The sequence below is a fragment of the Candidatus Poriferisocius sp. genome (assembly GCF_965219815.1).
Taxonomy (GTDB): Bacteria; Actinomycetota; Acidimicrobiia; order Acidimicrobiales; family Bin134; genus Poriferisocius.
This window is the reverse complement of sequence record NZ_OZ244791.1, coordinates 2,730,500-2,754,836: the sequence shown is the minus strand read 5'-3', so window position 1 is coordinate 2,754,836 and position 24,337 is coordinate 2,730,500. Positions and strand designations below refer to the sequence as shown.

General features: G+C 62.2%; 23 protein-coding genes. 4 read left to right on the top strand and 19 right to left on the bottom strand.

What is annotated here, in order from left to right; genetic code table 11:
* Positions 1 to 38: 38 nt before the first annotated feature.
* Together ACOQPI_RS13215 and ACOQPI_RS13210 are read right to left on the bottom strand one after the other, a co-directional pair.
* Entirely contained in the window at positions 39 to 1,145 is a 1,107-nt protein-coding gene (locus ACOQPI_RS13215; RefSeq protein WP_420620088.1) for a zinc-binding dehydrogenase, read from the bottom strand.
* A complete protein-coding gene (locus tag ACOQPI_RS13210) occupies positions 1,145 to 2,362 on the bottom strand; it encodes a CaiB/BaiF CoA transferase family protein (RefSeq protein ID WP_420620087.1) in 1,218 nt (405 codons plus the stop codon). The genes ACOQPI_RS13215 and ACOQPI_RS13210 overlap by 1 nt, the downstream gene beginning before the upstream one ends.
* 56 nt (positions 2,363 to 2,418) lie before the next feature.
* Between ACOQPI_RS13210 and ACOQPI_RS13205 the strand changes: the two genes are divergently transcribed.
* Positions 2,419 to 3,732, top strand: coding sequence for a DUF427 domain-containing protein (locus tag ACOQPI_RS13205; protein ID WP_420620086.1), 1,314 nt, complete (start codon positions 2,419 to 2,421; stop codon positions 3,730 to 3,732).
* A gap of 9 nt (positions 3,733 to 3,741) precedes the next feature.
* Here the strand turns inward: ACOQPI_RS13205 and ACOQPI_RS13200 are convergent, their stop codons facing one another.
* From ACOQPI_RS13200 to ACOQPI_RS13145, 12 genes are all read right to left on the bottom strand, one after another.
* On the bottom strand, positions 3,742 to 4,779 hold the full coding sequence (locus ACOQPI_RS13200; RefSeq protein WP_420620085.1) for an ester cyclase: 1,038 nt from the start codon (positions 4,777 to 4,779) through the stop codon (positions 3,742 to 3,744).
* Between the two features lie 27 nt (positions 4,780 to 4,806).
* Positions 4,807 to 5,958, bottom strand: coding sequence for a cobalamin-independent methionine synthase II family protein (locus tag ACOQPI_RS13195; protein ID WP_420620084.1), 1,152 nt, complete (start codon positions 5,956 to 5,958; stop codon positions 4,807 to 4,809).
* 55 nt (positions 5,959 to 6,013) lie between these two features.
* Positions 6,014 to 7,186: an ABC transporter ATP-binding protein gene (locus ACOQPI_RS13190; RefSeq protein ID WP_420620083.1), complete on the bottom strand. Its 1,173-nt coding sequence runs from the start codon at positions 7,184 to 7,186 to the stop codon at positions 6,014 to 6,016.
* Positions 7,187 to 7,188: 2 nt separating this feature from the next.
* Positions 7,189 to 8,292: a nuclear transport factor 2 family protein gene (locus ACOQPI_RS13185; protein ID WP_420620082.1), complete on the bottom strand. Its 1,104-nt coding sequence runs from the start codon at positions 8,290 to 8,292 to the stop codon at positions 7,189 to 7,191.
* On the bottom strand, positions 8,292 to 9,323 hold the full coding sequence (locus ACOQPI_RS13180; protein WP_420620081.1) for a carbohydrate ABC transporter permease: 1,032 nt from the start codon (positions 9,321 to 9,323) through the stop codon (positions 8,292 to 8,294). The genes ACOQPI_RS13185 and ACOQPI_RS13180 overlap by 1 nt, the downstream gene beginning before the upstream one ends.
* 50 nt (positions 9,324 to 9,373) lie before the next feature.
* On the bottom strand, positions 9,374 to 10,240 hold the full coding sequence (locus ACOQPI_RS13175; protein WP_419851130.1) for a carbohydrate ABC transporter permease: 867 nt from the start codon (positions 10,238 to 10,240) through the stop codon (positions 9,374 to 9,376).
* Between the two features lie 125 nt (positions 10,241 to 10,365).
* On the bottom strand, positions 10,366 to 11,835 hold the full coding sequence (locus ACOQPI_RS13170; RefSeq protein WP_420620080.1) for an ABC transporter substrate-binding protein: 1,470 nt from the start codon (positions 11,833 to 11,835) through the stop codon (positions 10,366 to 10,368).
* Positions 11,836 to 11,890: 55 nt separating this feature from the next.
* Complete coding sequence (locus ACOQPI_RS13165; RefSeq protein WP_420620079.1) at positions 11,891 to 13,030, bottom strand: cupin domain-containing protein; 1,140 nt, start codon at positions 13,028 to 13,030, stop codon at positions 11,891 to 11,893.
* Positions 13,027 to 13,764, bottom strand: a complete 738-nt coding sequence (locus tag ACOQPI_RS13160) for an SDR family NAD(P)-dependent oxidoreductase (protein WP_420620078.1) — start codon at positions 13,762 to 13,764, stop codon at positions 13,027 to 13,029. Before ACOQPI_RS13160 ends, ACOQPI_RS13165 begins: the two co-directional genes overlap by 4 nt.
* Positions 13,761 to 15,044 (bottom strand): histidinol dehydrogenase, encoded by a 1,284-nt coding sequence (gene hisD / locus ACOQPI_RS13155; protein ID WP_420620077.1) that lies wholly within the window; start codon positions 15,042 to 15,044, stop codon positions 13,761 to 13,763. The genes ACOQPI_RS13160 and hisD overlap by 4 nt, the downstream gene beginning before the upstream one ends.
* Positions 15,037 to 16,011, bottom strand: a complete 975-nt coding sequence (locus ACOQPI_RS13150; RefSeq protein WP_420620076.1) for a LacI family DNA-binding transcriptional regulator — start codon at positions 16,009 to 16,011, stop codon at positions 15,037 to 15,039. Before ACOQPI_RS13150 ends, hisD begins: the two co-directional genes overlap by 8 nt.
* 150 nt (positions 16,012 to 16,161) lie before the next feature.
* A complete protein-coding gene (locus ACOQPI_RS13145) occupies positions 16,162 to 17,130 on the bottom strand; it encodes an ester cyclase (RefSeq protein ID WP_420620075.1) in 969 nt (322 codons plus the stop codon).
* Positions 17,131 to 17,207: 77 nt separating this feature from the next.
* On the opposite strand from ACOQPI_RS13145, the gene ACOQPI_RS13140 reads away from it, so the two are divergent.
* Positions 17,208 to 18,116, top strand: a complete 909-nt coding sequence (locus tag ACOQPI_RS13140; RefSeq protein WP_420620074.1) for an SMP-30/gluconolactonase/LRE family protein — start codon at positions 17,208 to 17,210, stop codon at positions 18,114 to 18,116.
* A gap of 18 nt (positions 18,117 to 18,134) precedes the next feature.
* Here ACOQPI_RS13140 and ACOQPI_RS13135 read toward each other — a convergent pair whose 3' ends face one another.
* Both ACOQPI_RS13135 and ACOQPI_RS13130 read right to left on the bottom strand, forming a co-directional pair.
* Complete coding sequence (locus ACOQPI_RS13135; protein WP_420620073.1) at positions 18,135 to 18,983, bottom strand: LLM class F420-dependent oxidoreductase; 849 nt, start codon at positions 18,981 to 18,983, stop codon at positions 18,135 to 18,137.
* Positions 18,984 to 19,008: 25 nt separating this feature from the next.
* Positions 19,009 to 20,193: an aminomethyltransferase family protein gene (locus ACOQPI_RS13130; RefSeq protein ID WP_420620072.1), complete on the bottom strand. Its 1,185-nt coding sequence runs from the start codon at positions 20,191 to 20,193 to the stop codon at positions 19,009 to 19,011.
* Positions 20,194 to 20,260: 67 nt separating this feature from the next.
* Here ACOQPI_RS13130 and ACOQPI_RS13125 point away from each other — a divergent pair, with 67 nt between their 5' ends.
* Positions 20,261 to 20,779 (top strand): O-acetyl-ADP-ribose deacetylase, encoded by a 519-nt coding sequence (locus ACOQPI_RS13125; RefSeq protein WP_420620071.1) that lies wholly within the window; start codon positions 20,261 to 20,263, stop codon positions 20,777 to 20,779.
* Positions 20,780 to 20,792: 13 nt separating this feature from the next.
* Here ACOQPI_RS13125 and ACOQPI_RS13120 read toward each other — a convergent pair whose 3' ends face one another.
* The 3 genes from ACOQPI_RS13120 to ACOQPI_RS13110 all read right to left on the bottom strand — a co-directional run bounded on the left by ACOQPI_RS13120 (position 20,793) and on the right by ACOQPI_RS13110 (position 23,794).
* Positions 20,793 to 21,647 carry a crotonase/enoyl-CoA hydratase family protein gene (locus ACOQPI_RS13120; RefSeq protein WP_420620070.1) on the bottom strand — a complete coding sequence of 285 codons (855 nt, stop codon included), beginning with the start codon at positions 21,645 to 21,647 and terminating at the stop codon, positions 20,793 to 20,795.
* 73 nt (positions 21,648 to 21,720) lie between these two features.
* Positions 21,721 to 22,479 carry an aldose 1-epimerase gene (locus tag ACOQPI_RS13115; RefSeq protein ID WP_420621041.1) on the bottom strand — a complete coding sequence of 253 codons (759 nt, stop codon included), beginning with the start codon at positions 22,477 to 22,479 and terminating at the stop codon, positions 21,721 to 21,723.
* Positions 22,480 to 22,504: 25 nt separating this feature from the next.
* Positions 22,505 to 23,794: an amidohydrolase family protein gene (locus tag ACOQPI_RS13110; RefSeq protein WP_420620069.1), complete on the bottom strand. Its 1,290-nt coding sequence runs from the start codon at positions 23,792 to 23,794 to the stop codon at positions 22,505 to 22,507.
* Positions 23,795 to 23,901: 107 nt separating this feature from the next.
* On the opposite strand from ACOQPI_RS13110, the gene ACOQPI_RS13105 reads away from it, so the two are divergent.
* Positions 23,902 to 24,321: a VOC family protein gene (locus ACOQPI_RS13105; protein ID WP_419851143.1), complete on the top strand. Its 420-nt coding sequence runs from the start codon at positions 23,902 to 23,904 to the stop codon at positions 24,319 to 24,321.
* The last annotated feature ends 16 nt before the right edge of the window (positions 24,322 to 24,337 follow it).

Here is a 24,337-nt window from a genome sequence, read left to right as displayed (position 1 = left end):
CTGGCCGCCATGCGGCCCATCGAGTCCGACATCTGCTCTCAGAATACGACGACCCCGCGGGCGTTATGGCCGTCTTCCATCTTCTCAACAGCGCCGTTGATTTCCTCGAGATCGAATCGGTGGGTGATGAGCTTCTCGATCTCGAGCTGGCCTTGCCGGTACATCTCAACCAGCATCGGAATGTCAGTGGTGGGCCTAGAAGTGCCGTACACGCAACCCATGAGAGTCTTCTCTGTCATACAGAACTCCAGGCCGGGCAGCTCGGTCAAAGCGCCGGCGGCTTGGACTCCGATGGCCACAACCGTGCCGTCCTGACGGAGGCAGTCCCAGGCCAGGCGTACCAGGGCGGGGATGCCAACCACTTCAAACGCGTAGTCGGCTCCTTCTCCCCCAGTGAACTCGAAAACCTGCTCGACTGTGGCTTCGGGGTCTTCGTTCTTGATGAGGTGGGTGGCTCCAAAACCCTGCGCCATGGCCAGCTTGTCGTCGTGGAGGTCGACGCCGATGATCCCGCTGGCCCCGGCGAGCACAGCCCCTTGGATCACGTTGAGTCCCACGCCGCCGCAGCCGATCACCACCACAGAGGAACCCGGCTGCACCTTGGCCCGATTGAAGACTGCCGACGTTCCCGTCAACACGCCGCAACCAGTCATGGCCGCAATCTCCAGCGGCACATCGCTGGGGATCGGTATGGCACGTCTCTCGTTGCAGACGAGCTCTTCCGAGAGGGTGCCGATCGCCGAGAACTGGTAGAGACCGCGGCCCTCGGAATCGGCCATCCGCGGCTCACCTTCGGCGGAATCAGTGCCGGTGAAAGTCAGATCCAGATTCGCAGAGCACAGGTTGGGCCGGCCTTTGAGGCAGTTCCGGCACACCCCGCAGTGGATCAGAGCTGAGAGCACCACATGGTCGCCCACCTGGCAAGTGGTGACCTCGCGGCCAATTTCCTCCACCACTCCAGCGCCTTCATGGCCGAGGATCATGGGGAGAGGAAACGGCAGATCACCGGTTTGCACCGCGACATCCGAGTGGCACAGGCCACTGGCGCCCACCTTGACCCGCACATCATTCGGACCGACAGCGCCGGAGGTGAACTCCACGACGTCGATAGGAACGCTGGCCTCATATACAACCGCGGCCTTCATTACGCAACCACCCCTTTGACCTTCAAGTCGATGACCTCGTCCCAGTCCATGCCCAGGTTCTCGGTGAGGATCTCATCGCCGTGCTCGTTGAACCCAGGAGCGCGGCCCGGTGGGGCCGGCTCCCCGTTGAACTGAACCGGAACTGCCACCAACTTGAACGGAATCCCATCTTCGGTCACCGCATCCTGGACGTAGCCGTTGGCCTCTACTTGAGGATCGTCGATGATCTCGAGAGTGTCGAGCGCCGGCGTCCACTGACCGGAGAAGTCGGCGAAGAGCTCCCGCACTTCTTCCAGGGTGCGGCTCGCCACCACCTCCTCGACGACATTCCGAGCCGGGGCAGCGTTGGCCATCAGCGTCTCATAGGTGGCGAATCGCTCGTCTTCGATCAGTTCCGGACGCTCGATGACCTGGCAGAACTCCTGCCAATATTGGAGAGGCTGGAGGCAGGTGATGTTGATGGTGTAGCCGTCGGCCGTGACGTAGTTGCCGAGGAGCGGCTGAGTGAGCCCGCTGAGGTCCACCGGCCGCCACGGCGTGTTGTTGACGTGCGACATCGCCACACCGGCGCCCATAGCCCACAGGCCGGTGCCCAGCAGCGACACCTCCAGCGCGACGCCCTCCCCGGTCCGCTCCCGATGGAACAACGCGGTGGCAATCCCTCCGGCGATTGTCATCGCCCCGATCGAGTCGCCGAAGGCCGGACCCGGCTGAGAGGGCATGCGCTCATCGTCGGCATACCAGGTGCCCATGGCCGCCCCCGACCGCACCCAGAACGAGGTCATGTCGTAGCCGCCCCGATTGCCCTCCGGCCCCTCGGGACCCCACGCGGTGCCCGCCGCGTACACGATGTTCTCGTTATGGGGCCGCACCTCTTCCTCGGTTATCTGCAGCCGCTCTCGCACATTCGGCGGCTTGTTGGTGAGGAAGACATCTGAAATGGCGATTAACCGGTGCAGAATCGACATCCCCTCCTCGGTTTGGAGGTCGAGCCCGAGGCTGCGCTTTCCTCGGTTGGCGTGTTCCATGATGGCGTGGACCTGCCCCTTGAGGTCGAGGGCGCCACTCGACGCCAGGCCCCGAGCCGCATCGCCCCGCTGAGCGTGCTCGATCTTGATGACATCGGCACCCCAGTCGGCCAATACCGCGGACGCCGCGGGCACGAAGGTGTGATCGCAGACATCCAGGATGCGGATGCCCTCCATTGGCTTAATCATGAGCTCCTCTTCCTCCCGCTCCCCCGTCGAGGCGACGCTACCAATACGATCTCAGCGTGAGCGAGATTGAGTCTGCGTGGGGCCGGTACCCCGGGTATGCCATCGACCTGGTCCCGTGGTCGGGCCGGGGACGTGCGACGTTCAACGGCACCGTCGTGGCGGAAAGCGACTCATGCCTGATCGTCAAGGAGTCGGATCATCAAGACCAGCTCTACTTCCCCATGGACGATGTGGCCTGGGAGCACTTCACCGAGACCGAGCTGCACACGGTGTGCCCGTTCAAAGGCCAGGCCGACTATTGGTCGCTGTCCGTAGGCAACGAGACCCGGGAGAACGTAGTTTGGGCATACCGCCAGCCGTTCTCCGAAGTTGCCGGCCTCGAAGGCCACGTGGCCTTCTACACCGACCAGGTCCAAGTCGCGCTCCTTGAAGAGGTGGTCGAGGACGACGACGTCGTGGCCTACCGCTTTCCGGTTTGGGGCACTGCCGCCGATCTGGCTCGATTGATCGACGTGGTGCCCGATGGCGACCGGCGGTTCACCAGTCCGTCGTTCCCCGACCCGCCCCTGGGCACCTTCATCGACCTGCCTGATGACCGGCGACCCCGCCAAGTGATTGAGGGTGGCCAGCTCTTGGGCCAGGCCATTGTGGCAGCATCCAAGACCGTCCCCGACCAGCGGGTGGTGTCGGCCTCGATGGTCTTCACCAGAGCGGCCCGGTTCGACTCTCCCTTGGCCGTCGAAGTGGACCTGCTGCGTCAGGGCCGGACCTACTCCACCGTGGAAACCCGTATCGTCCAACACGACAAGTTGTGCTCGGTTGGCTTGGTCCTGCTCGACGGCGGTGCTGAGGACGTCTACCGGGTGACAGCTGAAATGCCCGAGGTTCCCGATCCGCTGGATTGCCCGCTGCGGGACTTCCAGGTGATCGGGCGCGACATCCGGGTGGTGGACGGTGCCTACAACTTCGACCCTGATGATGTGGGTCCTCCGGAGTTGTTTGTGTGGATGCGCTATCGGGACCGGCCCAAAGGTCCGGCGATGCAGGCCGCTCTGTTGGCCCAGGCCACGACGCACTACACCATCGGAGCTTCGATGCGCCCCCATAGGGGCATCACCGAGGCATTGGCCCACGTCACCCTGTCAACTGGTCCTATGGCGGTCGACATCGCCTTCCACGACGAGGCCGACGTATCTGACTGGCATCTCTACGAAAATCCCGCCGTCTACGCCGGCCGGGGCCAAGTGCAGGGTCAAGGCCGAATTTTCGCCCGAGACGGACGCCTCGTCGCTTCCTACTCCGTCCATGCCATGGTGAGGTCATTCGACACCGAACCCAACCAGATCGGCGGGTTCACCTCAGCTATGTAGCCATCCACCTCATGGGGCGAGCTTTTGCGGGCCCGTCAGCTCTCTCATTCGGCGAAAGACATCCACCCCCAGTTGGTTCCACACGTGGAGCAGGTCGACGAGCACCCAGTTCTCACGTATCGACCGTTGGCCCGTGACCGGGTCGGTTTCCAGTCGCCAGAAATCGAGGCTGCGCATGGTGATCTCCCGATCTGAAGGAGCGATGCCAAGCCAGCCGTCCCCAGTCACCGTCATCGCCATTCCCGGCCAAGCGGTGACCCCGACGTAATCATTGTCGCCGAAGAAATGGCTCACGCTGCTGAAGTCGACTCGGCGGTCAGGCATGGCGGCAAGAAACGGGATCTGGTGCCAGTTGCGGAAACCGTTCACCCCTCGTCCTGTCCCGATACCGGCGGGGCCATACCAACTGAACTTCGGATGCCACCAGTTCTCCAAGCGCATCACTTCTTCAGGCTCGGCGGGATGACGGCCCATGTCTGTCAGCATTCCAGTAACCCAATCCACGCTGGCCTGCGATACCGCGGCATCTCTCAAGCCGCGGTGAACCCCGTCTTGGGTGGCGGGGGCGGGGGCATGCCAATAGCGGCCGAGGCTCGGACCCATTGGCCACACCCCAGCCTGCATCATCATCTCGGGGATATCCCAAAGGGCCTGCATCTCAACCACGCGCCCTTCGACCATGTGGAAGAACTCGTGGTAGCGCATTGCCGCCTGGTGCCCGGTTGGAGGAATGTCGAGAAAGGGTCCCTGCCAAGTACCGGTGTAATGGCCGCCGCACCCTACCCAGCTGTCCCCCTGGTCATCGTCTCCGGCCATCACGATGAAGTCGCGGCGTTCGACATCGGGTATCGCCGAGGCCAACTTGCTCAAAGCCTGGTCCCAGAAACCTTCGGGACCATCGAGAGCCTCGAATGGAAATGCCAGATGCACCAGAGCCTCGGAGGCGAAAGCATCCCCCAGCACCGAGCGCACACCCGCTTCCGTCCAGTGGTACAGCGCATCTCGAAACGGAACGAGCGCAGCCTTGTTGTCATCGTGAGTGGTCATGCCATGCTCCTCAACCAGATGTAGACGTCAAGCGGCTCGCCACAGTTTCTCCGAAGCCAACTCCGCTCCCTGGGCGAGCGCTTCGAGCTTGGCGAACGCAATCTCAGGATCGATCCCCTCAAATCCGGCAAACGACGAGAAGCCGCAATCAGTGCCGGCCATCACCCTCTCTCGCCCCACGATCTCCGCGAACCGCTCGATGCGCTGAGCGATCAACTCCGGGTGTTCGACAAAGTGGGTCGTGGTGTCAACAACGCCGGGAACCAGCACCTTGTCTTCAGGAATGGTCGCCTCCGCAAAGGTTCTCCACTCGTGGGCATGCCTTGGGTTGGCCGACTCAAACAGCAGGGCTTGGGGTTTGGCCTTGAGCGCTATCGGCAGCACTTGAGACATCGGCGCATCGTGGGTGTGGGGACCCTCGTAATTGCCCCAGCAGATGTGGAGCCTCATCCTACTGGGATCGGTATTCCTCACCGCATGGTTCAACGCCTCAACATGGACGGTTGCCAGCCGCTCGTACTCGTCATCGGGCCTGCCCTTGAACATCATGTGCCGACCCAGCCCAAGGTCGGGCGAGTCGAGTTGCAGCAGGAAGCCGGCATTCACGATGGCCTCGTACTCGGCTCTCATGGCGTCGGCAAGGGCATAGAGGTAGGCCTCGTGGTCTCCGTAGTAGGCGTCAGGTTGGAAGAGGGCGATTACCCCTGGAGAAGCGGCGTTGATGAAACCCTCGACCGGAGTGTGCTCCTCGGTGGCCGCTCGGAAGTTGGCGATGTCTGTCTGACAAGGCCCCATGTCCATCACCTCCACGGGGCCGACGCACTGGGGCCGGGTATAGGTCGGCGTGCCTCCGGTAGCGGCCTGGCGCTCGAGGAACGAGGGGAAGTCCTCCAGATCAGCAGGCGCCCGCCGGGGACTGTCGCCCTCAAATCCAGTGACGCGGTATCTGATATAGGTGGCATAGCTGAGCTTGCTCATCTCGCCATCGCTCACTACGTCCACCCCAGCCGACACCTGTCGGGCCACAATCGCCTCCACCGCGGCTGCGACGACGGCATTGTGCTCGTCGACATCAATGGGCTCGCCTCTCTCGATCGCAAACACCCCTCGCGTAACGGCCTCGGACCGGGGCAAGCTGCCGACATGGGTTGTGAGAATGCGGTCGATGCTGGTCCTCATCGTGCACGGGTCCTGACGGATACACCGCCACCGGAGGCGGCACGGACTCTTGTGTTCATGTGCGGATCGCCAAATGGGTTCTGCGGTCGAAGAAGTGCAGCTTCTCGGTTGACACATTGACTCTGATGCGATCACCGACTCGGGTTCTTGTGGCGGCACTGAAGCGGGCCGTGCACCGACTGACGTCCTCGTCGCCTAGCTCATCGAGGGCATCGGGGTCTCCGCTGTCCACGCTGGGCGCGGCGACGGAGAAGTGAACCAAAGTCTCAGCGCCGAGTGCCTCCCTCACCGCAACCTCCGCGTCCAGGCGCTGATCGTTCGGGTGGTCGGAAGCAACGGCGGCATCCTCAAGATCCTCGGGGCGGATACCGACGACTACAGGCTGATCCAAGTAGTCCCGCAGCGCCGGGCGACTTGCCAGAATCTGCTCAGGGACTGCGAGAGACTGGTCGCCCAGCTGCAACTGATAGTGGCCGTCAACCTCCGACAAGGTCGCTTCGTAGAGGTTCATCGACGGGGAGCCGATGAAAGCGGCCACGAACACGTTGTCGGGGTTGTCATAGAGAGCCTCTGGCGCCGCAGCCTGTTGGAGGATCCCGTCTTTGATGACTGCCACTCGATCACCCATGGTCATGGCCTCGACTTGGTCGTGGGTCACGTAGAAGGTGGTGACGCCCAGCTCCCGCTGAATCCCGGCAATGTCGGCTCGCATCTGAACCCTCAACTTGGCATCGAGGTTTGAAAGCGGCTCGTCCATGAGGAACAGCGCCGGACGGCGGACAATGGCCCGGCCCATCGCCACCCGCTGGCGCTGCCCGCCCGACAGCTGGGCCGGCTTCTTCTCGAGTTGCTCGGTGAGCTCCAGTATCTCGGCCGCCTGCCACACCTGCTCTTGGCGCTCCCTCCTGCTGATCTTGCGAAGCTTCAGGGGAAACCCGATGTTCTCCGCGACCGTCATCTGGGGGTAGAGCGCGTAGCTCTGGAACACCATCGCAATGTCCCGATCTTTGGGCTGGACATCGTTGAGCCAGCGGTCCCCCACGTACAGATCTCCCGAGCTGATGTCCTCCAATCCCGCGATCATCCGCAGCGCGGTTGATTTGCCACAGCCCGACGGCCCAACCAGTACCAGGAACTCCCCCTCCTCCAGCGTCAGGCTCAGCTCGGTAATGGCTTGGAACCCGTTGGGATAGATCTTGGTGATCTTGTCAAGGGTGACGGTTGACATCTTTACTCCCCTCCGACAGAGCCCGGCGACTCTGGTCGGATCCATGCGAGTCCTTCTGCATCCCCGCTTCGAAATTCTTCGATACCCAAGAGCTGGCGCATCCGGGCTAGCGGGTCGAGCCCCTGCATGTTGAGCCAGTTCAGCAGGTCGAGGAACACCCAATTCTCGGCCAGTTTGTCGCCGTCGCGACGGTAGACGTCCACCACCCGCATGTCGGCTGGCATTCCTGAGCCGGGCAGACCCATAAACCCCCCATCGGCGGTGACGGTGAGGTTGGGCCAGCCGAAGAAGCAGGCGTAGTTCCCTTCGGCGAAACGGGCCACGTGACCGTTGAAGGTCTTTTCCGAGAGATTCACCCGGAACGGGTGCTGATGCTGTTGCTGGTAGCGGTCAATGGTGTAGGCCGCGCCGATGCCCTCTGATCCCGACCAGATCATGTCCTCGTGCCAGCATTCGGCCAGCACCGATCGGGGCATGATGTTCTCGCCTCTGGCGTTGCCCACTTCGTTTGCCCAGATGAGGTCGTCGATCATCCGGTCAACCAGCGCCATGGTGGCCTTGCCCTCAGCTGGGTCTTGGGCATCGAACAGCAGCCCGTCGTGGGTGCGGGGGCCGGGATAGATGTGCGACGAGCCGGTCTGGGGCGGCAGTGGGTAGTGGCCAGCCTGCCGCATCACGCTGATGATGTCGGTGAAGAATGCGGTCTCAGCTATTTGCCCGTCCTCCACCCGGTGGAATTCGGCATAGCGGATGAAGCACATCTTCCTGGTTGGCGGAATATCCAACCAAGGCTGGTCGAACAGTCCAAGCAGGTGACCCATCTGACAGACCCAGGTATCTCCCACTTCCCCCCGGGTATTGGCACCGGCCAGGAAGACATCGGGTCGCCGCTGGATGGGTGCGAACGACTGGCGCAGCGGAATATGAAAGCGTTCGGCCACTTCTTCGGCACCCGCTATCTCATTGAACGGGTGCATACCCCGCCAGTGGTAGCCCTCGGCGGTGTGCGCGCGCAGCACCTCATCGATTTCCTTCTCGCCGGCGCCATCGAGAGCGTCGTAGTAGTCGAGCACCACGCGTTTGGCCTGCTGGAAGTTCTCCGACATCAGCCTTTCACGGCGCCCGCGCCGAGCCCTTTCACGAGATGTTTCTGGAACAAGATGATGACCACCACGATGGGCAGCGTGATCGACACCGAGGCCGCCGCGGCCTCGGTGATAGTGCGAGAGCTCTCGCCCCCGGTGAGCGACACGATCGCCACGGGCAAAGTCCATTCTGTTGGGGCCAGCACCCGTACAAACAAGTATTCGTTGTAGGCCAAGAGCATGGTGAACAGGCCAGTGGCGATGATCGCCGGCCACATCATCGGGATGATCACTCTGCGAAACGCCTGGAGCCGGGTGGCCCCGTCCATCATCGCCGCTTCCTCGATCTCCTTCGGTACCTCCATGAAAAAGCTGCGGAACATCCAAATGGTGAACGGCTGGTTGACCGCAACCAGGGCTAACACGATGGCGAGGCGAGTATCGAGTATCTGGAGGGTGTCGATCCCGGGGAAGTCAATGAAGGGAAAGTCCCATGAACCGACGCCGCTGCTGGCCAGCCAGTCGTCGATCTCTTTGGCGCCGAAGAAGTACGGAAGGACAAACGCAGTGCGAGGCAGGGCGCGAAATCCTAGGGCCACGATCAGAATCACTGCTCCCGAGATACCGGTGTACCGAGCCAACCCATAGCCGGCCAGTAGCCCGATAGACAGGGAGATGAGCATGGTGAGCACGGTGACCACGATGCTGTTGATCAAGAAGTCGTATTCGTCGTTGACTTCCCAGATCCTCGGAAATCGCCAGAGGGCGACAAAAATCACGCCCACCGCCGCGGTGAACCAGGGCCAACTGTGCCGAACGCGCTTGCCGATTTGGCCCAGGATGAGGCAGATCGCCGCAACCGCCAATATGTAGACCAAGACGCTCCACATGTTGATGTCGTCTTCGTCCAGCCAAAATGCCCGGTAGGCGTTGGCGGTGGTTTCGTAGCCCCAGAGCACGGGCTTTTTGGCGGCTACGTCGCGGGTGAACTTGATGGAAGTCTGGAAGGTCCACAAGAACGGGAGGACGCTCCACGCCACTAGCATCAACATCGTGGCGTGGAGGCCGACTCGGGAGAGGCGCGTTGACCGGCGCATTCCGATCAGGTCCTCTCCTCAATCTGGTCCTTATAGCTGCGCCACAAGAACGGGATGAGAACCACGAAGATGCCGATCACATTCAACACCGCGATGGCATTGCCTTTCCCCAGCCTCCCGATGTCGTAGGCCGTGGCCACGCGCACGTTGTATACCGACAGGGTGTGGGCATCGGTAAAACGGTTCCCGGTCCAGACAAACACCTGGTCGTACACCCGATAGGCGTCCATGATGGTGATCAGCCCCACGAACAATATGAGCACTCTCAAGTGGGGCAAGATCACATGCCACAAATTCCGCAGAAAGTTGGCCCCGTCAATGGCGGCGGCTTCCACCCGCTCTTCGGGGAGCGTCTGGAGCCCGGCAAAGAAGGTGATCATGGCGAACGGCATGACGTACCAGATCGACTGGATGATGATCAGCCACTTCACATTGCTGGCGTCAACCGCGAAGGGATCGTCGGTGATCACCTCCCAAAGCCAGGCAATCAAACCGCCTCGTTCGAACAAATCCTTGTAGACGAGCGATCCCACCACAGGTGTGACGATGAACGGGAGGAGAAGGGCCGCCATATACAGGCTGCGGCCTCTGCCGACCCGGTCGAGAAGCAAAGCGACGCCCAAGCCCATCACCATTGTGACCGGCACCACGACGGCCACAAACACCATCGTGAACCGGAACGCGGCCCAGAACTCCGGATCGGTCAACACGTCCGTGTAGTTGTCGAAACCAATCCATTGGGGGTTGTTCAGGTCGCGTAAGAGCAGCTTCTGGAAGCCCAGCCACACCGTCGTGATGAGCGGAAAGACCATCAAGGCCAGCATCACGATCACGCTGGGTACCGTGAATCCCCAGAAGGTGCGTCTATTCATCTTCCCCCAGTTTCTTGCCGATGGTACGGCAGATGATCCCCCACCCCCGTACGGGGCGGCGCCTCATGGACGCCGCCCCGCAGGAGGGGGAATTGAGGTTGCCCGTTAGGACAACGCTGCGAGGTTTAGAGCAGACCCTGCTCTGCGGCCTCGGCGAGGTAAGCCTCTTCAGCAGCCGCCAATGCCTCTTCGACAGGAGTGCCGTCGAGGATGGTGACCAGAGCCTCACCCAGCTTGGCTCGGGCGATGCCCGCGGCCGGGTGGGTGAGATCAGCACCCCGGCCATTCACAAGGCTGGCCTCGGCGGCGGCCGCGTCGCGCGGGCCTTCGGGGTGGCTCACACCTGTGCGGGTTACCAGTCCGAACTGAGCAGCAGCTTCCTGGCTCTCCAGGTCGGTGGCGGCCAGCATGGCCAGGAAAATCGCCTCGACCCTGTCCTCAGGAGTATTGGCGGGGATCATCCAACCGTCGATGTAGGCCGGAGCGGCCAGAGTGCTGCCACCGGTGCCGAGCGCGGGGGCGAACTGGATCTCGCCGACCACTGTTGAGGCCTCGGGATCGTCCATGGCACCAGCTCGGGAAGCCCAGGTATGGCCCAGGATGGCCTCGCCAGTCTGGAACGCAGCCTGTACGTCATCGGTGCTGTAGGAGCCGGCTGCGTCTGGCGCGCACTCTTGCCACATGCGCTGCAAGAGGGTTGCCGCCTCGATGCCCTCGGGGCTGTTGAAGTTCGGCTGGCCGGTCACGGGATCGATTGAGGTCTGGCCCAGTGATCCGAGAACGCTGTCGAACTCGATCTGCCAGGCCCAGCCCGCAGACAGCATGTACAAGAAGCCGATGTCGTATCCGGCGTCTTGGATGGCTGCGCAGGTCTGGAACGCCTCGTCGAATGTGGTCGGCACATCGAGGCCCAGCTCGGAGAGAGCCGGCTCGTTGTAGAACACGTGCATGGTGTTGGACACCATGGGAATGGCGTAGATGTTGCCGTCGAGCGACGCCATATTCCAGAAGGCCTCATCGATCTGGTCGAGGTTGTACTCGTCCCGGTACTTGTCCACCAGGTCGTTCAGCGGCCGGACGAATCCCTGGTTGGCCAGTTCGCTGATGAATGCGTTCGAACCCTGGTAGAGCTCGAAGCTCGGCGAGCCCGATGCCGCATCCTGAGTCATGGCGTTGCGGGCCTCAACCGAGTCGAGGAACTGATAGTTGAAGGAATAGTTGCCCTCTTCACAGTCGTCGAGCTCGTCGGCATACTGGGTGATGATTGGGAACTCCCAGCCCATGACGTCGATTTCGATGGAATTACTCGGGTCCGGAATGGCGCATTCGTCGGAGATGATCATCATCTCCGGCTCCGGGGCCTGCTCTTCAGGCTCGGGCTCATCCTCGGGTTCAGGGGCCGGTGCTTCTTCTTGCTCGGGCGCCTCTTCCTGCTCCGGCTCTGGTTCCGGGGCAGGTGCCTGCTCCTCAGTGCCGGTATCACCAGATGCCGCGCCCGTATCATCATCGTCGTCGTTGCCGCAGGCCGCGACAACGAGGGTGAAGGCAAGGAAGATGGCGAAGATCCGCCACCACCTGCGATGTTGTGTACTCATGGGTGTAACCCCTCCTTGGTTGTTGTTTTTCTACGTAGGTAGATCTTTGACGTGGTCACTTCGGCGGCCTTCCAAGCAGCGCTGTTGGCGCCAAATAGCCCGCGGCGTCGTGACTCCAGCCGCAGAGTTCGGCCGCGGTCACAATGTCTGGATCCCATTCGATGCCAGCCCTCTGGTCGGTGGCGCAGACCACGACGGCGAGCGCTTGGGAGGTTCCGCAGTTCCTCAGATTTCGCCACACACCGGGGGGAATGGAAACCACCGAACCCTCGGCCGGTGAGGCGCTAATAGCGTCATCGCCGCGATTGACAGCAATCTCCCAATGGCCCTCGTCGATCAGCACTACCTGGCTGTGTCCATGGCGATGGATTCCGGTGGAGGCGCCGGGCGCGATGCTGAGCCACTCCACGGAGAAGCCATGGGGGGTGGCGATGGGTGCCCTATGGTGACGATCCTCGGTCAAGCCGTAGCCGATTACCGGCGCCAGAGCAGTGTCGTGACCCGACAGCACGCTTGACAACAACGCGCTAGCTGACCATTGGAGGTCTTCCTTCGCCACAGTTCGGGCCGCGAGCTCGTCATCGGAGTAGTCATCCACACCGCTGAGCAGTTCGGGATCCAGAGGGAGTATGACGTCCTCTGGAGGCTCCCCGTTGCTGGCATCGAGCAGCGAGTAGTCGGCCTTCAAATACAGGCCGGTCTGAGCCGCATCGCGAAGCACGTCGGGTGCCCAAATGATGCCGCCCGTGTCGTCACCGCCTAGCACGGTGAAGAGCCAGCCGTCGTCGGGGCCGATGTTCTCAAATCCTCGGAATACCCAATTCGGAGCGGAGAACACGGTGCCGGGTGAGATCTCCAATTGCTGCTCAGCGTGTTCGCCGATGTTCACCCGCCATTGGCCTCTAGTGCAGATCAGGACCTCAGCGGTGAAATGCAGGTGTTGGTTGTTGACCACCCCGTGGCCCATGCTCGCCGCGCCGATTTGGAAGCCGTGTGGCTCAGTGAGATTGACCGTCTGGTCGGTGTTTTGCGAAACGCCCGGACCAATGAAGGAGTAGCTAGCCTTGCCTCTGGACCGGGGAAGCCGAACGTCGACGAATGCCTCGGTGTCGGCCATGAAATCAGCCGGTTGGATCACCCGACGGGCGAAGTCTTGCGGCTCGATCACCGCCTCGGAGGTGCGATGGTCGCTCATGCCGCCCCCAGGGGCCGACCACCGTCGACGCTGATGATCGCGCCGGTAGTAAATGGCAGATCGCTGACCACCGCGCTCACCGCACGAGCCACATCTTCGACAGTGGCCAGGCGATCCAGGGGTGTGGCCACACGCTGGGCATCAATGAATTCTGGGGGCATCTTGTCGGCGTACTCCCCCAGAACCCACCCGGGGGACACCGACACCACGCGCACCGAAGGGGCCAATGCCCGCGCCAGCGATCGGGTCATGCTGTCGAGCGCCGCTTTGGATGCGCAGTAGGCGACGTTTGACCCCTGACCGGTGACGGCGGCCACCGATGAGATGTTGACCACGACCGCTCCGTCGGCCTTGTCCAGCAGAGGACGCAGGACCCGGATGGCGGCGAATGAACCGCGCCAGTTGGTCGCGAAGATCTCGTCGATTGTCGAGTCGTCCAGCGCGTCGAGGTCGTCGTGGGGCACTGGTCGAGTCACGCCGGCGCAGTTGACGAGCACGTCCAGCGAGCCCGGCGATTCCGCCAGCGTGTGGGCAAGACTGACGAGCGACTCCGGTTCGAGCACCGCGATCCTCATTGCCTGATGGCCGTGGCCGGGTAGTTGGGCCACCAGAGATTCAGCCCGCTCGGCAGAGCGGTGGTATCCAGCCACCACGGAGAAGCCGTCGGCGGCCAGGCGATGAGCAATGGCTGATCCGATTCCGCCGCTTGCCCCGGTGACAACCGCCGTCTTCATGCTCGGACTCCCCCGTACCGCTTGACGCGGATATCGGCTTGAGCCTGGTGTCCGGCGAAATTCTCAATGGCGCACAGCCGGCTGCAGTATTCCCCAATCAGAGCGCTGGAACTCGGCTCAGTGACTCGCTGGTAGGTCACTGTCTTGATGAACTTCCCCACCCAGAGGCCACCGGTGTAGCGGGCTGCGCCCTGGGTGGGAAGGGTGTGGTTCGTCCCGATCACCTTGTCGCCGTAGGACACGTTCGTCATCGGGCCCAGGAACAGGGCGCCGTAGTTGGTCAAACGCTCCAAGAAGTAGTCGTCATCCGAGGTCATGACCTGGACATGCTCGAAGGCCAGCTCATTGGCCATCTCCAGCATCTCTTCCTTGTCTTTACAGACCACCACTCGGCCGTAGTCAGCCCAAGCCGTCGAAGCAACATCCGCGGTGGGAAGGGTCTTCAGCTGGCGCTCGACCTCTTCAATGGTGTCCAAACCGAGTTGGCGGGATGTGGTGAGCAACACCGCGGGCGAGGTTGGACCGTGTTCGGCTTGCCCAAGCAGGTCGGTGGCGCAGATCTCTCCGTCCACCGTGTCGTCGGCCAGCAAGAGAGTCTCGGTGGGTCCGGCCGGAAGGTCGATGCCGACTCGTCCGTAGAGTTGGCGCTTGGCTTCGGCCACGTAGGCATTCCCTGGTCCGACCAGTACGTCGACGGGATCGACGAACTCGGTTCCCAGTGCCAGTGAGGCCACTGCTTGAACCCCGCCCAGCAGATATATCTCATCTGCTCCGGCAAAGTGCATGGCCACCACCGTCTCAGCGGGTACCGCTCCGCCGATCGGCGGGGTGCAGGCTGCCACACGTGACACGCCGGCCACCTTGGCAGTGAGCACGCTCATGTGGGCCGAGGCCACCATTGGGTAGCGTCCGCCCGGGACATACGCCCCCACAGACTCGACTGGGATGTTCTTGTGCCCCAGGACAACCCCGGGCATGGTCTCAACCTCGGTGTCGCTGATGGAGTCAAGCTGGGCTTGGGCGAAGTACCGAATCTGGGACTGGGCGAACTTGATGTCTTTTACCGTGCTTGCATCGACTCCAGAGACGATCCTGTCGATTTCCCCTGGGCTCAGTCGGAACTGCTCCGGGGACCAATTGTCGAATTGGCTCGACATCTCCCGCACCGCGGCTTCGCCCCGGGCCTCAACCTCAGCGATCAAGGAACGGACCCGCTCAGAGAGCTCCGGGTCGGAGCCGTGAGAGGCTTTGGCCGCCGCGGCTTTGAGAACCTCAGGCACTGGACTTCCTCGTTGTCTTGCCAATGCGGATGGCTCCGGGAACGACGATTGAAACCGGCTTTTCCTGCGGGCCGGCCCCAGAGCCCATCAACACGTCAATTGCCCGAGCCACGAGGACGTCGGTGGTCTGCACCAGCGTGGTCAAGTCGTATCCGGCCCAACTTGCTTGAGGGAGCCCGTCAAAGCCAGTGAGCAACAGGTCACCTGGTACAGAGATACCCGCATTGGCAAGCCCGTCGAGAACACCAAAGGCCACTTCATCGCTGCCCACCATCACTGCATCAGGCAATCGGTCTCGCTGCGCCAATTGGGCGGCGGCCTTGTAGCCGGCATCGTAGGTATAGGCACCTGCTTCGATATAGGGACAAGCAACCCCGTGCTCAGCCAGGGTCTGCACAGCTCCTCGATACCGCACCTGGTCGGTGGAAACCGATGACACCCCGCCGATGTACGCCGCAGTCTCTATTCCCAGCTTGACAAGATGCTCGGCCAGCTCGGCCATCCCCGCCTCGTTGTCAACCGACACTGAAGGCACCACGCCTTCTGCGGCCGGCTGGTTGAAGGCAACCGAAGGCCGCTCCGAGGAGCGCATCCCGACCAGTTGGGCCTGACCAATGGTGGCTGATGCCAGTACGACACCGTCAAGGCGGTACTGCGCAACAGAGGCCAACGCCCCATCGACATCTCTCGGCGTGCCAAAACTAAACACCAGCAGCTGGTATGAGCGTTCGGCCAACTGGCGGGAGAACTCGGCCAGAACGCTCTGCCAATACTCACCGTAGGCAGGCACCACGGCACCCACGATGTTGGTCCTTTGCGACTTGAGGCTCCTCGCAATGGCGTTGGGCACGTACCCCAGCCGTTCCGCGGCTACCCGCACTCTCTCTCGCGTGGCCGGTGAAACCTTGTCGGGCGATGAGAACACCCGGGCAACCGTTGTCTGCGAAACACCGCTTTCAGCCGCCACATCGACAGAGGTAACGCGATGGTTGGCCTGCGATTGGTTCCGCGTTAGAGAAGAGGATGCCGCCCCGGCTTTGCCCCCCACGGATGCGACACTATGAATACGTAGTCATTCTGTCAAACCGCACTCGCCATCAGCATCATCTGCTTCCGCTCAGCCAGAGTGCAACAGGATCTGCTTCCATATGGCGGTCTCGTCGAACAGCACGTACTCGCGCCGCAGTCCCCACGGACCGAATTCGGCATGGCTCAATCCCATGACATGAACAGGCGCTCCTGTCGGCCTTCCGAACATTCCCCACCCATCGTGCCTGCCATCGAGCGACCAGCGCAGTGCCGCCCGCGGTGACATTTCGGGATCGCTACGACCGATGACGTGGTGGATGCGGAACTCCGCATCGGGGAACGCGCTCCTCAGTGCGAGCCAGAAGCCGTCGGCATCGCTCCAGCCGTGCCCAGTCTGACCACCGGGCAATTCCAGGTGGGCGGCCCGGTCGTACACTTTGGGGATCACCGCCAGATTGCCATCGATGACTTGATTCATGGCCTCGGCATACTGGATGCCCACTTCGTGACCATTCCCAGTTCCCTGGTAGATGGCATCTACGTCAACTGCCGGACTGAACGGTTTTTTGGCCTTCCCAAAGCCGCCTTCTTCAATTATCCGGTCTGACGCATAGCGCTTGGGGTCCATCCCGAGCTGGCGGACTACCGCCCCCTGATCTCTTATGAGCCACTCGTCGTAAACCTGATTCTCCCGGCAGGCGCAGTCGGCGATGATTCGGTATCTCAAGCTGGTTCCGCTCGCCTTTCCGTACACGCCATCGCCAAGATGGGTCGCCGTTGACAAGATGCGATGTGACGACAAGAAACCGCTTTCCTCGTCTCCGCTCCAGATCACGTCCTCCCCGAGGAGCTGGCGATCCGGAAACTCAGCCAGGGTGGCAATAGTGGCCTTGACCACCCCCTCGTTGCCGACAACTACTCCGTCGGGTGACCGCACCGCGATCTTCGGCGCGTAGTAGCGATACAGCGAGTCGACGCCGCGCTCTTCCCAGATCTCCTTGGTGATCCCGAGGATGTAGTCGGGCAGGTCGCTGAACTTCGGATCAAATCCCTTCACACGTGCTCCGGCGCTTGCTGGCAGGTCGGATCGGAGGTTATGAATACGTGGTCAATTTGTCAACGTCGGAGAACGCCATGACAACCATTGAGGCGGTGAGCCAGGCACCCTCGACATTGGGAGAGTGCCCGGTGTGGGATGGCCGCCAGCAGGTGCTCTATTGGGCCGATATCGACGGACGGGCCATCCATCGTCTGGATCCAACCACCGGGGCGACCGCTTCGAGAGCGATGGCTGGGCGACCGGGATCTTTTGTCCTCACCACCGATCCCAACCGCCTGCTCGTGGCCTGCGAGCACGAGCTGGTGGTCCTCGATTGGGACGCGGGCGCAGTGGCAAGCTGGCTCCAGATCGAGGAGGCGGGAACCGGCAATCGACTCAACGATGGCCGTTGCGATCCCATGGGCCGATACGTGGTGGGCTCGATGTACGCCGACACCAACGCCGGGAGATCCACTGGCTCCCTCTATCGGGTTGAAAGCAGCGGAGAGTTGACCGGTCTCCGCACGGGAATCGGCGTCACCAACGGATTGGCCTTCGATACTGACCGCCGGCGCATGTACTTTGCCGATACTCCCACCGACCGGGTCCTGGTGTTCGACTACGACCTAGACACTGGCCACATTTCCAATGAGCGGGTCTTTCTGGACTATACGGACTTGCCCGGCAAGCCCGATGGCGGGTGCGTCGATGCCGACGGCTGCTATTGGTCCGCCTCCGTCTACGGGTGGGCTGTCATCCGGGTCACCCCTGAAGGGGCTGTTGACCGCCGAATCGAGTTCCCGGTACAGAAGCCATCGATGCCCGCCTTTGGAGGCTCCGACCTCTCGACGCTGTTCGTCACCACTATCGGAATGGGGGGCACAACACCTTCTGAACCCGGTCGCGATGGATTCGAGCCCGGAGACCTGCTGGCCCTCGATGTTGGAGTGCAGGGCCGGCCCGAACCGCTCTTCGACCTTGCTGCCGATGCGATTTCGACGTGAGCGGGATTCAAGTGGCAGCTACGGAGTGACGAGTTCTGGCTCGACGACATCTACCAGCATCTCCATAGACCGGACCCATGCCTCGGCGTCGGTTCTCCACGGCGCCGAAACCACGTGGTCCACTCCGGCCTCGGCATAGCGGTCTCGCTCTTCACGGATCTGGGCGGGATCCATGCCTTGGGGATCCCAACCAGTGCGGTATGAGAAAGTGAATTCGGCCTCCGGGCGGCTCTCAGCCAGTTGGGCACGGATATTGGAAACGATCCTCCCCATTTCTTCAGGAGGTTTGCTCAGTCCCTGATAGCCGTCCCCCACCGCGGCGGCCCGGTCATATCCGGGGTGGCTGCTGCCGCCGACCCAGATTGGGATCGGGTGGGCCGGTTGGGGCAGCACCTTGATGTCTTCAAACTGGTAGTGATTCCCCTGGTGGGAGGCGGGGGACTCCCTCCACACCAGGCGCATGATCTCCAACGCCTCGTCCATGCGCGCCCCTCGGGTATGGAAGTCCTGCCCGAGGGCCGAGAACTCAGCCTCCGACCATCCCACACCGGCACCAACGGTCAGGCGACCGCCGCTCAGCTGGTCGAGGCTGGCCAGGCTGTTGGCCAAGTGCAGTGGATGGTATTGGGGCACCACCATCACGCTGGTACCCAGTCCGATTCGCTCTGTAGCCGCCGCGGCCCATCCCAAGGTGAGCAAAGGATCGAACAAGTACGAAGCCGGGTATCCCTGGTCGGCCGGATAGACGAGGTGGTCGCTCACCCACACATCGGCAAGGCCGATCTCTTCGGCCCGCATGGCGATCTGGGCGATTGCTTCCGGTGACGCCGCCCGACCGTACTGAGGCAGGTGGATTCCTAGTCGCAAAGGAGTTCCTCTCTCGTTCCGGCGGTCACTGGTTCCACTGGGCTCGTGGCAGTTGCTTCTCTTTGTCGATGAAGGGCAGCAACTCCACGGTCGCCTCATGCAACTCGCCGTCATGGTCCTGCAACTGAACCCCTTTGCCCGTCCACTCGTCCCCGGGCAGTGGCCGGTCGAAACGCACGTAGCCGACTCCCTCGTCCCGCGTGGGCGACCACGTGCCGATGGTTATGTGCCCTGCCGGAGCGTTCTCGTAGTGCACGGTCATATAGGTCTCTGGCGTGGCAGTGGGGCAAACCAGCCCAAGCAATAGCTGGCTGCGGTCGGCGGTCTCCAACGCGGTTCGGCCGATGAAATCTTCCTTGTCGAAGTTCACAAAGTGCCCGAGGCCAGCGCTGAACGGGGTCAGATCCGGCTCGATGTCGCTGCCGTTGTCCAAGATGCCAGCCTCGATACGGCGAATCCCCATCGATGACGACGTGCTGAACTCCATGCCGAACTGCTCGCCGCTGGCAAACAAGTGGTCCCAGAGGACCTCGTGATCGGTGGGCTCAGACCCGCTGTTGCAATAGACCTCGATTCCCACTTCCCCAGTCCATCCCGTTCGAGACGCCCACAGTGTCTGACCCCCGATGTCGAAAAATCCGGCCCGGAAGTACTTGAAGTCGGCAGACAACCCTCCGCCTATCGCGGCATTCAGCACATCCAGCGACTTCGGCCCTTGGATCTGGAGCACCTGTGACTTTGGATCGGAGACCTCGGCATCAAGCCCGATGGCGGCCGCCTTGAGCCAGCTGATGAACTCGCCATTGGCCTTGACATACCAGTAGCGATCCGCCTCCAGCCGCATAACCACACCGTCCATCACAATTTTGCCGTCCTCATAGCAGGCGAGGGCATATCGGCATCGTCCCACTCCAAGTGTCTCCATTTTGCACACGAGCACCTGTTCCAGCACCCGGGAAGCATCAGGGCCGACAATCTCAATGGGCTGCTCAGGAACGTCGTACAACAGAACGCCATTGCGCAACTTCCAATAATTGGGAATCGGATCCTCGTCGTGGGACGCCTTCAGCGGATAGAGGCGACCGCAGTACAAGCCGAAGATCGTCGAATCAGTGGCATACCGATCAGCAAACGGCGACAGACATTGCCGGTAAGAGCTGAACTCAACCGTGTCAAACGCCTCGATGTAGTAGTGCTTCTCCCCCGCCATAGGAGCCTCAACCTACAGCCATTACCATCCGTCAAGTGAACGTCCAGAGCGACCCTGGAAACAGCGTGTGACTTCCCGCCTGGAGCTGGTGCTTGGGGACATCACGGCTGAGGATGTTGATGCCATCGTGAACGCGGCCAACCACACGTTGTTGGGGGGTGGCGGTGTGGATGGGGCGATTCATCGGGCGGCGGGGCCGGAGTTGGTCGAGTACTGCCGGACTTTGGGCGGGTGTGAGACAGGGCAGGCAAAGATCACGCCGGGGTTCAACCTCACGGCTCGCTGGGTCATACACACGGTGGGGCCGGTGTGGCACGGCGGTGGCCACAATGAACCGGAGTTGCTGGCCTCCTGCTATCGGGAGTCGCTGACCCGGGCCGACGAGGTTGGGGCGGAGACGGTTGCCTTTCCGGCCATATCTACTGGTGTCTTCGGGTATCCGATTGAGGCGGCGGCCGCCATTGCAGTGGAAACTCTCCGCACCACTCCTACCCAGGTGAACGAAGTTCGACTCGTGGCCTTCAACCAGGAAACGGTGGACGCCTACCAGAGCATTCTCGATCTCAGCACCGGCGCTGACTCTTAAAGTCCGCCCTCAATCAAGCTTTGCGCTGGCTGTAGTCGCCGAATGGGCCGTCGCGTTGGGCAACCGCGACAGGAACACCCTCGGTCATGGCCGTGTCGATGAAGGCCAGCGCTTCGGGGGTGTTGCGCATTGCCCCGTCGAGGATCGATCCGAGCACCTGGGAATTGCGCAGCCCCATTCCCTCGTAGGCCTGATTCACGACCAACTTCATGGCGGCCAACTGCGACGACGGGATGCTGGATAACTGTTCGGCCAACTCCTGTACCGCGTCATCGAGTTGGTCGGCCGGGACTGCCTGGTTGATGAGCTCCACGCGAGCTGCCTCGGCTCCGCTGAGCGGTTTACCAGTGAGCGCATATTCCTTGGCCTTGGCCAGCCCTAGCCGATACACCCACATCGCGGTCAGGTAGCAGCCCCACATCCGGGAATACGGCGTGCCGATCTGCGCGTCCTCTGCGGCGATAACAAGGTCGGCTGAGAGGGCCATGTCTGATCCACCTCCCACACACCACCCGTGTACCTGGGCAATGGTGGGTTTCGGGCTCGACCAGAGGCCCATGAAGTTCGGGACCGGTGCATCCCAGCGGTTGGTGACCCCGATGGCATCTCGTCCTGGATCCCAAGCCCGTCCCTCACCCCGCGCTGCGGCAAGGTCACCGTCGGCGCCGAAGTCGAAACCGGCGCAAAATGCCCGCCCAGCGCCCCGCAGCACAATCACCTTCACATCAGGATCGCGGTTCGCCTCCGCGACGTAATGGTCGAGTTGCGTCCACATTGGCCTGACGATGGCATTGAGATAGTCAGGACGATTCAAAGTGATCGTCGCAGTGGCTCCAGCAGTGCTGTACAAGATGTAATCGTCGCTCATGGGCCAACAATCTAACGGTGCCGTCCACGGCATCCTGTCAAGCTGTGCGGTCAATCGCCGTCGGGGTCCACGCTCATCCCTCGAGTTCCCACGAGACCCGCATCCATACATCCAACGTCTCTCCTGGCTCAAGAACCACCGGGTTGCGGTTGAATGCATCGGGGGCGTCGCTTTGGGGCTCCACGCATACCAGATCGGGCTCTTCGTTGTAGACCACCCATGAGGTCATGTTGGATTCAAGCCATATCGAACCGAAGCCGGGCCAGCGCACGACAGGAGGTTCGACAACATCGCCGAAGCAGTCGTCCCACGGACCTGCCGGAACTGTTACTCGCTCCCCCGTCGGAATCCCAACATGATCCCGCTGCCACATGTACTCGCTGTCTAAGGAAAGCTCAGCCGGGTCGCCCTTCGACAATTGCCGAAGAAAGCACGGATGCCATCCGGCCATTGCTGGCATCCGCTGAGTCGCCTGTACCGACATGGTGACTAGCAGCGACTGGTCCGACACCTCGAAGTGCTGCTCCACCCCTCCGCCAAAGGGCCACAGCCCCTCCATGTTCAGATGCAGAGTCGCAGGGCCGGTCTCCTCCCAACTGGCCCGATACGCCACCCCGTGAATGGCGTGCGGGGGAAGATCCAACTCCAGCTGGTATTCCTCGCCGTCGAACTCAAACCGGCCGTCGCGGACCCGCCCGGCCCAGGGCACCATCGGATAGCACCCCCACCGGAGCCAATCGGTGCCCTGGCGCGGGGCCAGCAGCTCAACCCCGTCCACCTCCAGCGAAGCAATCCGACCGCCATTGGCCGGATCAAGGCGCAGAGCCGCCACAGTCAATTCTCCAGCGTCGGGCGGGTTACTCAGGCCACTCGATGTTGTAGTCGTCAAACCAGAACCGGGCCTCGCGGATGGCGTTCGGCTCGGTCCGCAGGTTGAGATCCTGGTTGAGCTGCTCGGGGGTCGGCCCGATCTGGCTGGCGATGTTCGACAGCCCGTCGATGTCAAGGTCGTAGCACCGCACGGCGTTGAGCCCGAGCAAAAGGCGGGTTTCCTCGACAGGGATCTGCTGGAAGTCGGTCTCCAGGCGCTCAACCGTGTTGGGCCAGCTTCCCTCGGGGTGGGGGTAGTCGGTGCCCCACATCAGGGCGTCGACGCCGTTCATGTAACGGCGGCGCAGCTCGACTTTGCTCATGGTGGAGGCGCCGATGAACACGTTGGTGCCGATGTACTCCGACGGCAGGCGCTGGATGAGGCCCTTCGTCTGCGAGCTCATCTTCTTCACCTTCCAGTTGCGCCCGCCGAACATGGCGTCGGCCTTGAACAGCAGGTCGCCCAGCCACCACGATCCGCACTCCACCGGCACATAGCGAAGGCCGGGATGGCGGTCGAAGGCCCCGGAGAACAGGAGCTGCCACAGGGGCCGATGGGTCCAGAAAGCCACCTCGAGCATGTACTGGGCCATGTTCTCGTTGTACGACGGCCGATCGGCCTCGCCCGAATGAGTGTGCACCACCAGCCCGGCCTCGGCACAGGCCGCCCATACCGGGTCGTAGCTCTCGTGGCCGTATGACGGATGCTCATGCCACATGGTCGGGATCATGATGCCCTTCACGCCGGGCTTGCCGGCCAGCGCCTCAATCTCCTTCACCGACTCCTTCACACCGTGGGTGATCGGCACCAAGGCCACCCCGCCGCGGCGAGGCGGGTTGGTGGCGCAGAACTCCTCGAGCCACCGGTTGTGGGCCCGGGCACCGGCCCAGGCCTGGCGGGAGTCGGTGATCTGCCCGGCTGACAGACCAGCCCCAAAGGGCGGAGCCTCCATTCCGGTGACGGCGTCGCCGTCGGCGAAGATGATCTCGCCGGCCACGCCATCGGCATCCAGTGTCTTGTCGCGGATTTCCGGGTCGTAGGCCCCCTTCAACCCGATCTCGTTCTCGCTCTCCCACTGCTCGACGTATTCGCCGTTGATCTCTTCGACCATGGCCCGATGCTGGTGGCGGGTAACCAGCCACTCGTCGAACTCAGGATGCAGCGATGACTCCAAATACTCGCGGTAGTCCTCCACGAACAGTCCGGCGTGAGTATCGGACGAGACAATGATGTATGGGGCGTTGCCTTGGTCAACACCGGCGACAGGGCTGGGCATTGGTCGGCTCCCTCTCGAAATTTGGGTGGGTACAACAGCTAGAGCGCTGATCACACTGTACTGTCACACCGGCAATAGCTCGCCAATGACGCCCCAAGGGAGAATGTATGACGCAGATTCTCGCCCAGTACTGCATCAATGTGGAAGACATGGACCGGGCTCTGGAGTTCTGGGTGGATGTGTGCGAGCTCGAGCTCCAGCACCGCCTAGAGATTCCCGGTGCGCTCGAGGCCGTGATCCAGTCGCCCCACGGTGGGTCACGCCTCCAGTTGGCACAGCACCTCGACAATGAGGGCCCCATCGATATGGGCACGGCCATGTGGAAGATCTACATCAACACGTCGGACTGCCATCGGCTCTACCAGCGAGCCATGGACGCCGGCTGTGAGTCGGTCATGGAGCCCACCCATCTCGACCGCTGGCCGGTGATCATGGCCTACGTGAAGGACTTCGACGGCTATCTCATCGAGTTCGTCGAGCACAAGGAAGGCACCCGCCCCGGCATCCCCGACCCGAAGAAGGTATGAGCGACTCCACTAGCCC

What these genes read in the sequence shown, in the direction of transcription:
- ACOQPI_RS13140 (WP_420620074.1), top strand. Translation starts at nt 17,208, where the DNA reads ATGACAACCATTGAGGCGGTGAGCCAGGCACCCTCGACATTGGGAGAG.
- ACOQPI_RS13165 (WP_420620079.1), bottom strand. Translation starts at nt 13,030, where the DNA reads ATGAGCGACCATCGCACCTCCGAGGCGGTGATCGAGCCGCAAGACTTC.
- ACOQPI_RS13200 (WP_420620085.1), bottom strand. Translation starts at nt 4,779, where the DNA reads ATGACCACTCACGATGACAACAAGGCTGCGCTCGTTCCGTTTCGAGAT.
- ACOQPI_RS13170 (WP_420620080.1), bottom strand. Translation starts at nt 11,835, where the DNA reads ATGAGTACACAACATCGCAGGTGGTGGCGGATCTTCGCCATCTTCCTT.
- ACOQPI_RS13110 (WP_420620069.1), bottom strand. Translation starts at nt 23,794, where the DNA reads ATGCCCAGCCCTGTCGCCGGTGTTGACCAAGGCAACGCCCCATACATC.
- ACOQPI_RS13105 (WP_419851143.1), top strand. Translation starts at nt 23,902, where the DNA reads ATGACGCAGATTCTCGCCCAGTACTGCATCAATGTGGAAGACATGGAC.
- ACOQPI_RS13190 (WP_420620083.1), bottom strand. Translation starts at nt 7,186, where the DNA reads ATGTCAACCGTCACCCTTGACAAGATCACCAAGATCTATCCCAACGGG.
- ACOQPI_RS13185 (WP_420620082.1), bottom strand. Translation starts at nt 8,292, where the DNA reads ATGTCGGAGAACTTCCAGCAGGCCAAACGCGTGGTGCTCGACTACTAC.
- ACOQPI_RS13175 (WP_419851130.1), bottom strand. Translation starts at nt 10,240, where the DNA reads ATGAATAGACGCACCTTCTGGGGATTCACGGTACCCAGCGTGATCGTG.
- ACOQPI_RS13210 (WP_420620087.1), bottom strand. Translation starts at nt 2,362, where the DNA reads ATGATTAAGCCAATGGAGGGCATCCGCATCCTGGATGTCTGCGATCAC.
- ACOQPI_RS13195 (WP_420620084.1), bottom strand. Translation starts at nt 5,958, where the DNA reads ATGAGGACCAGCATCGACCGCATTCTCACAACCCATGTCGGCAGCTTG.
- ACOQPI_RS13130 (WP_420620072.1), bottom strand. Translation starts at nt 20,193, where the DNA reads ATGGCGGGGGAGAAGCACTACTACATCGAGGCGTTTGACACGGTTGAG.
- ACOQPI_RS13180 (WP_420620081.1), bottom strand. Translation starts at nt 9,323, where the DNA reads ATGTTGATGCTAGTGGCGTGGAGCGTCCTCCCGTTCTTGTGGACCTTC.
- ACOQPI_RS13160 (WP_420620078.1), bottom strand. Translation starts at nt 13,764, where the DNA reads ATGAAGACGGCGGTTGTCACCGGGGCAAGCGGCGGAATCGGATCAGCC.
- ACOQPI_RS13215 (WP_420620088.1), bottom strand. Translation starts at nt 1,145, where the DNA reads ATGAAGGCCGCGGTTGTATATGAGGCCAGCGTTCCTATCGACGTCGTG.
- ACOQPI_RS13120 (WP_420620070.1), bottom strand. Translation starts at nt 21,647, where the DNA reads ATGAGCGACGATTACATCTTGTACAGCACTGCTGGAGCCACTGCGACG.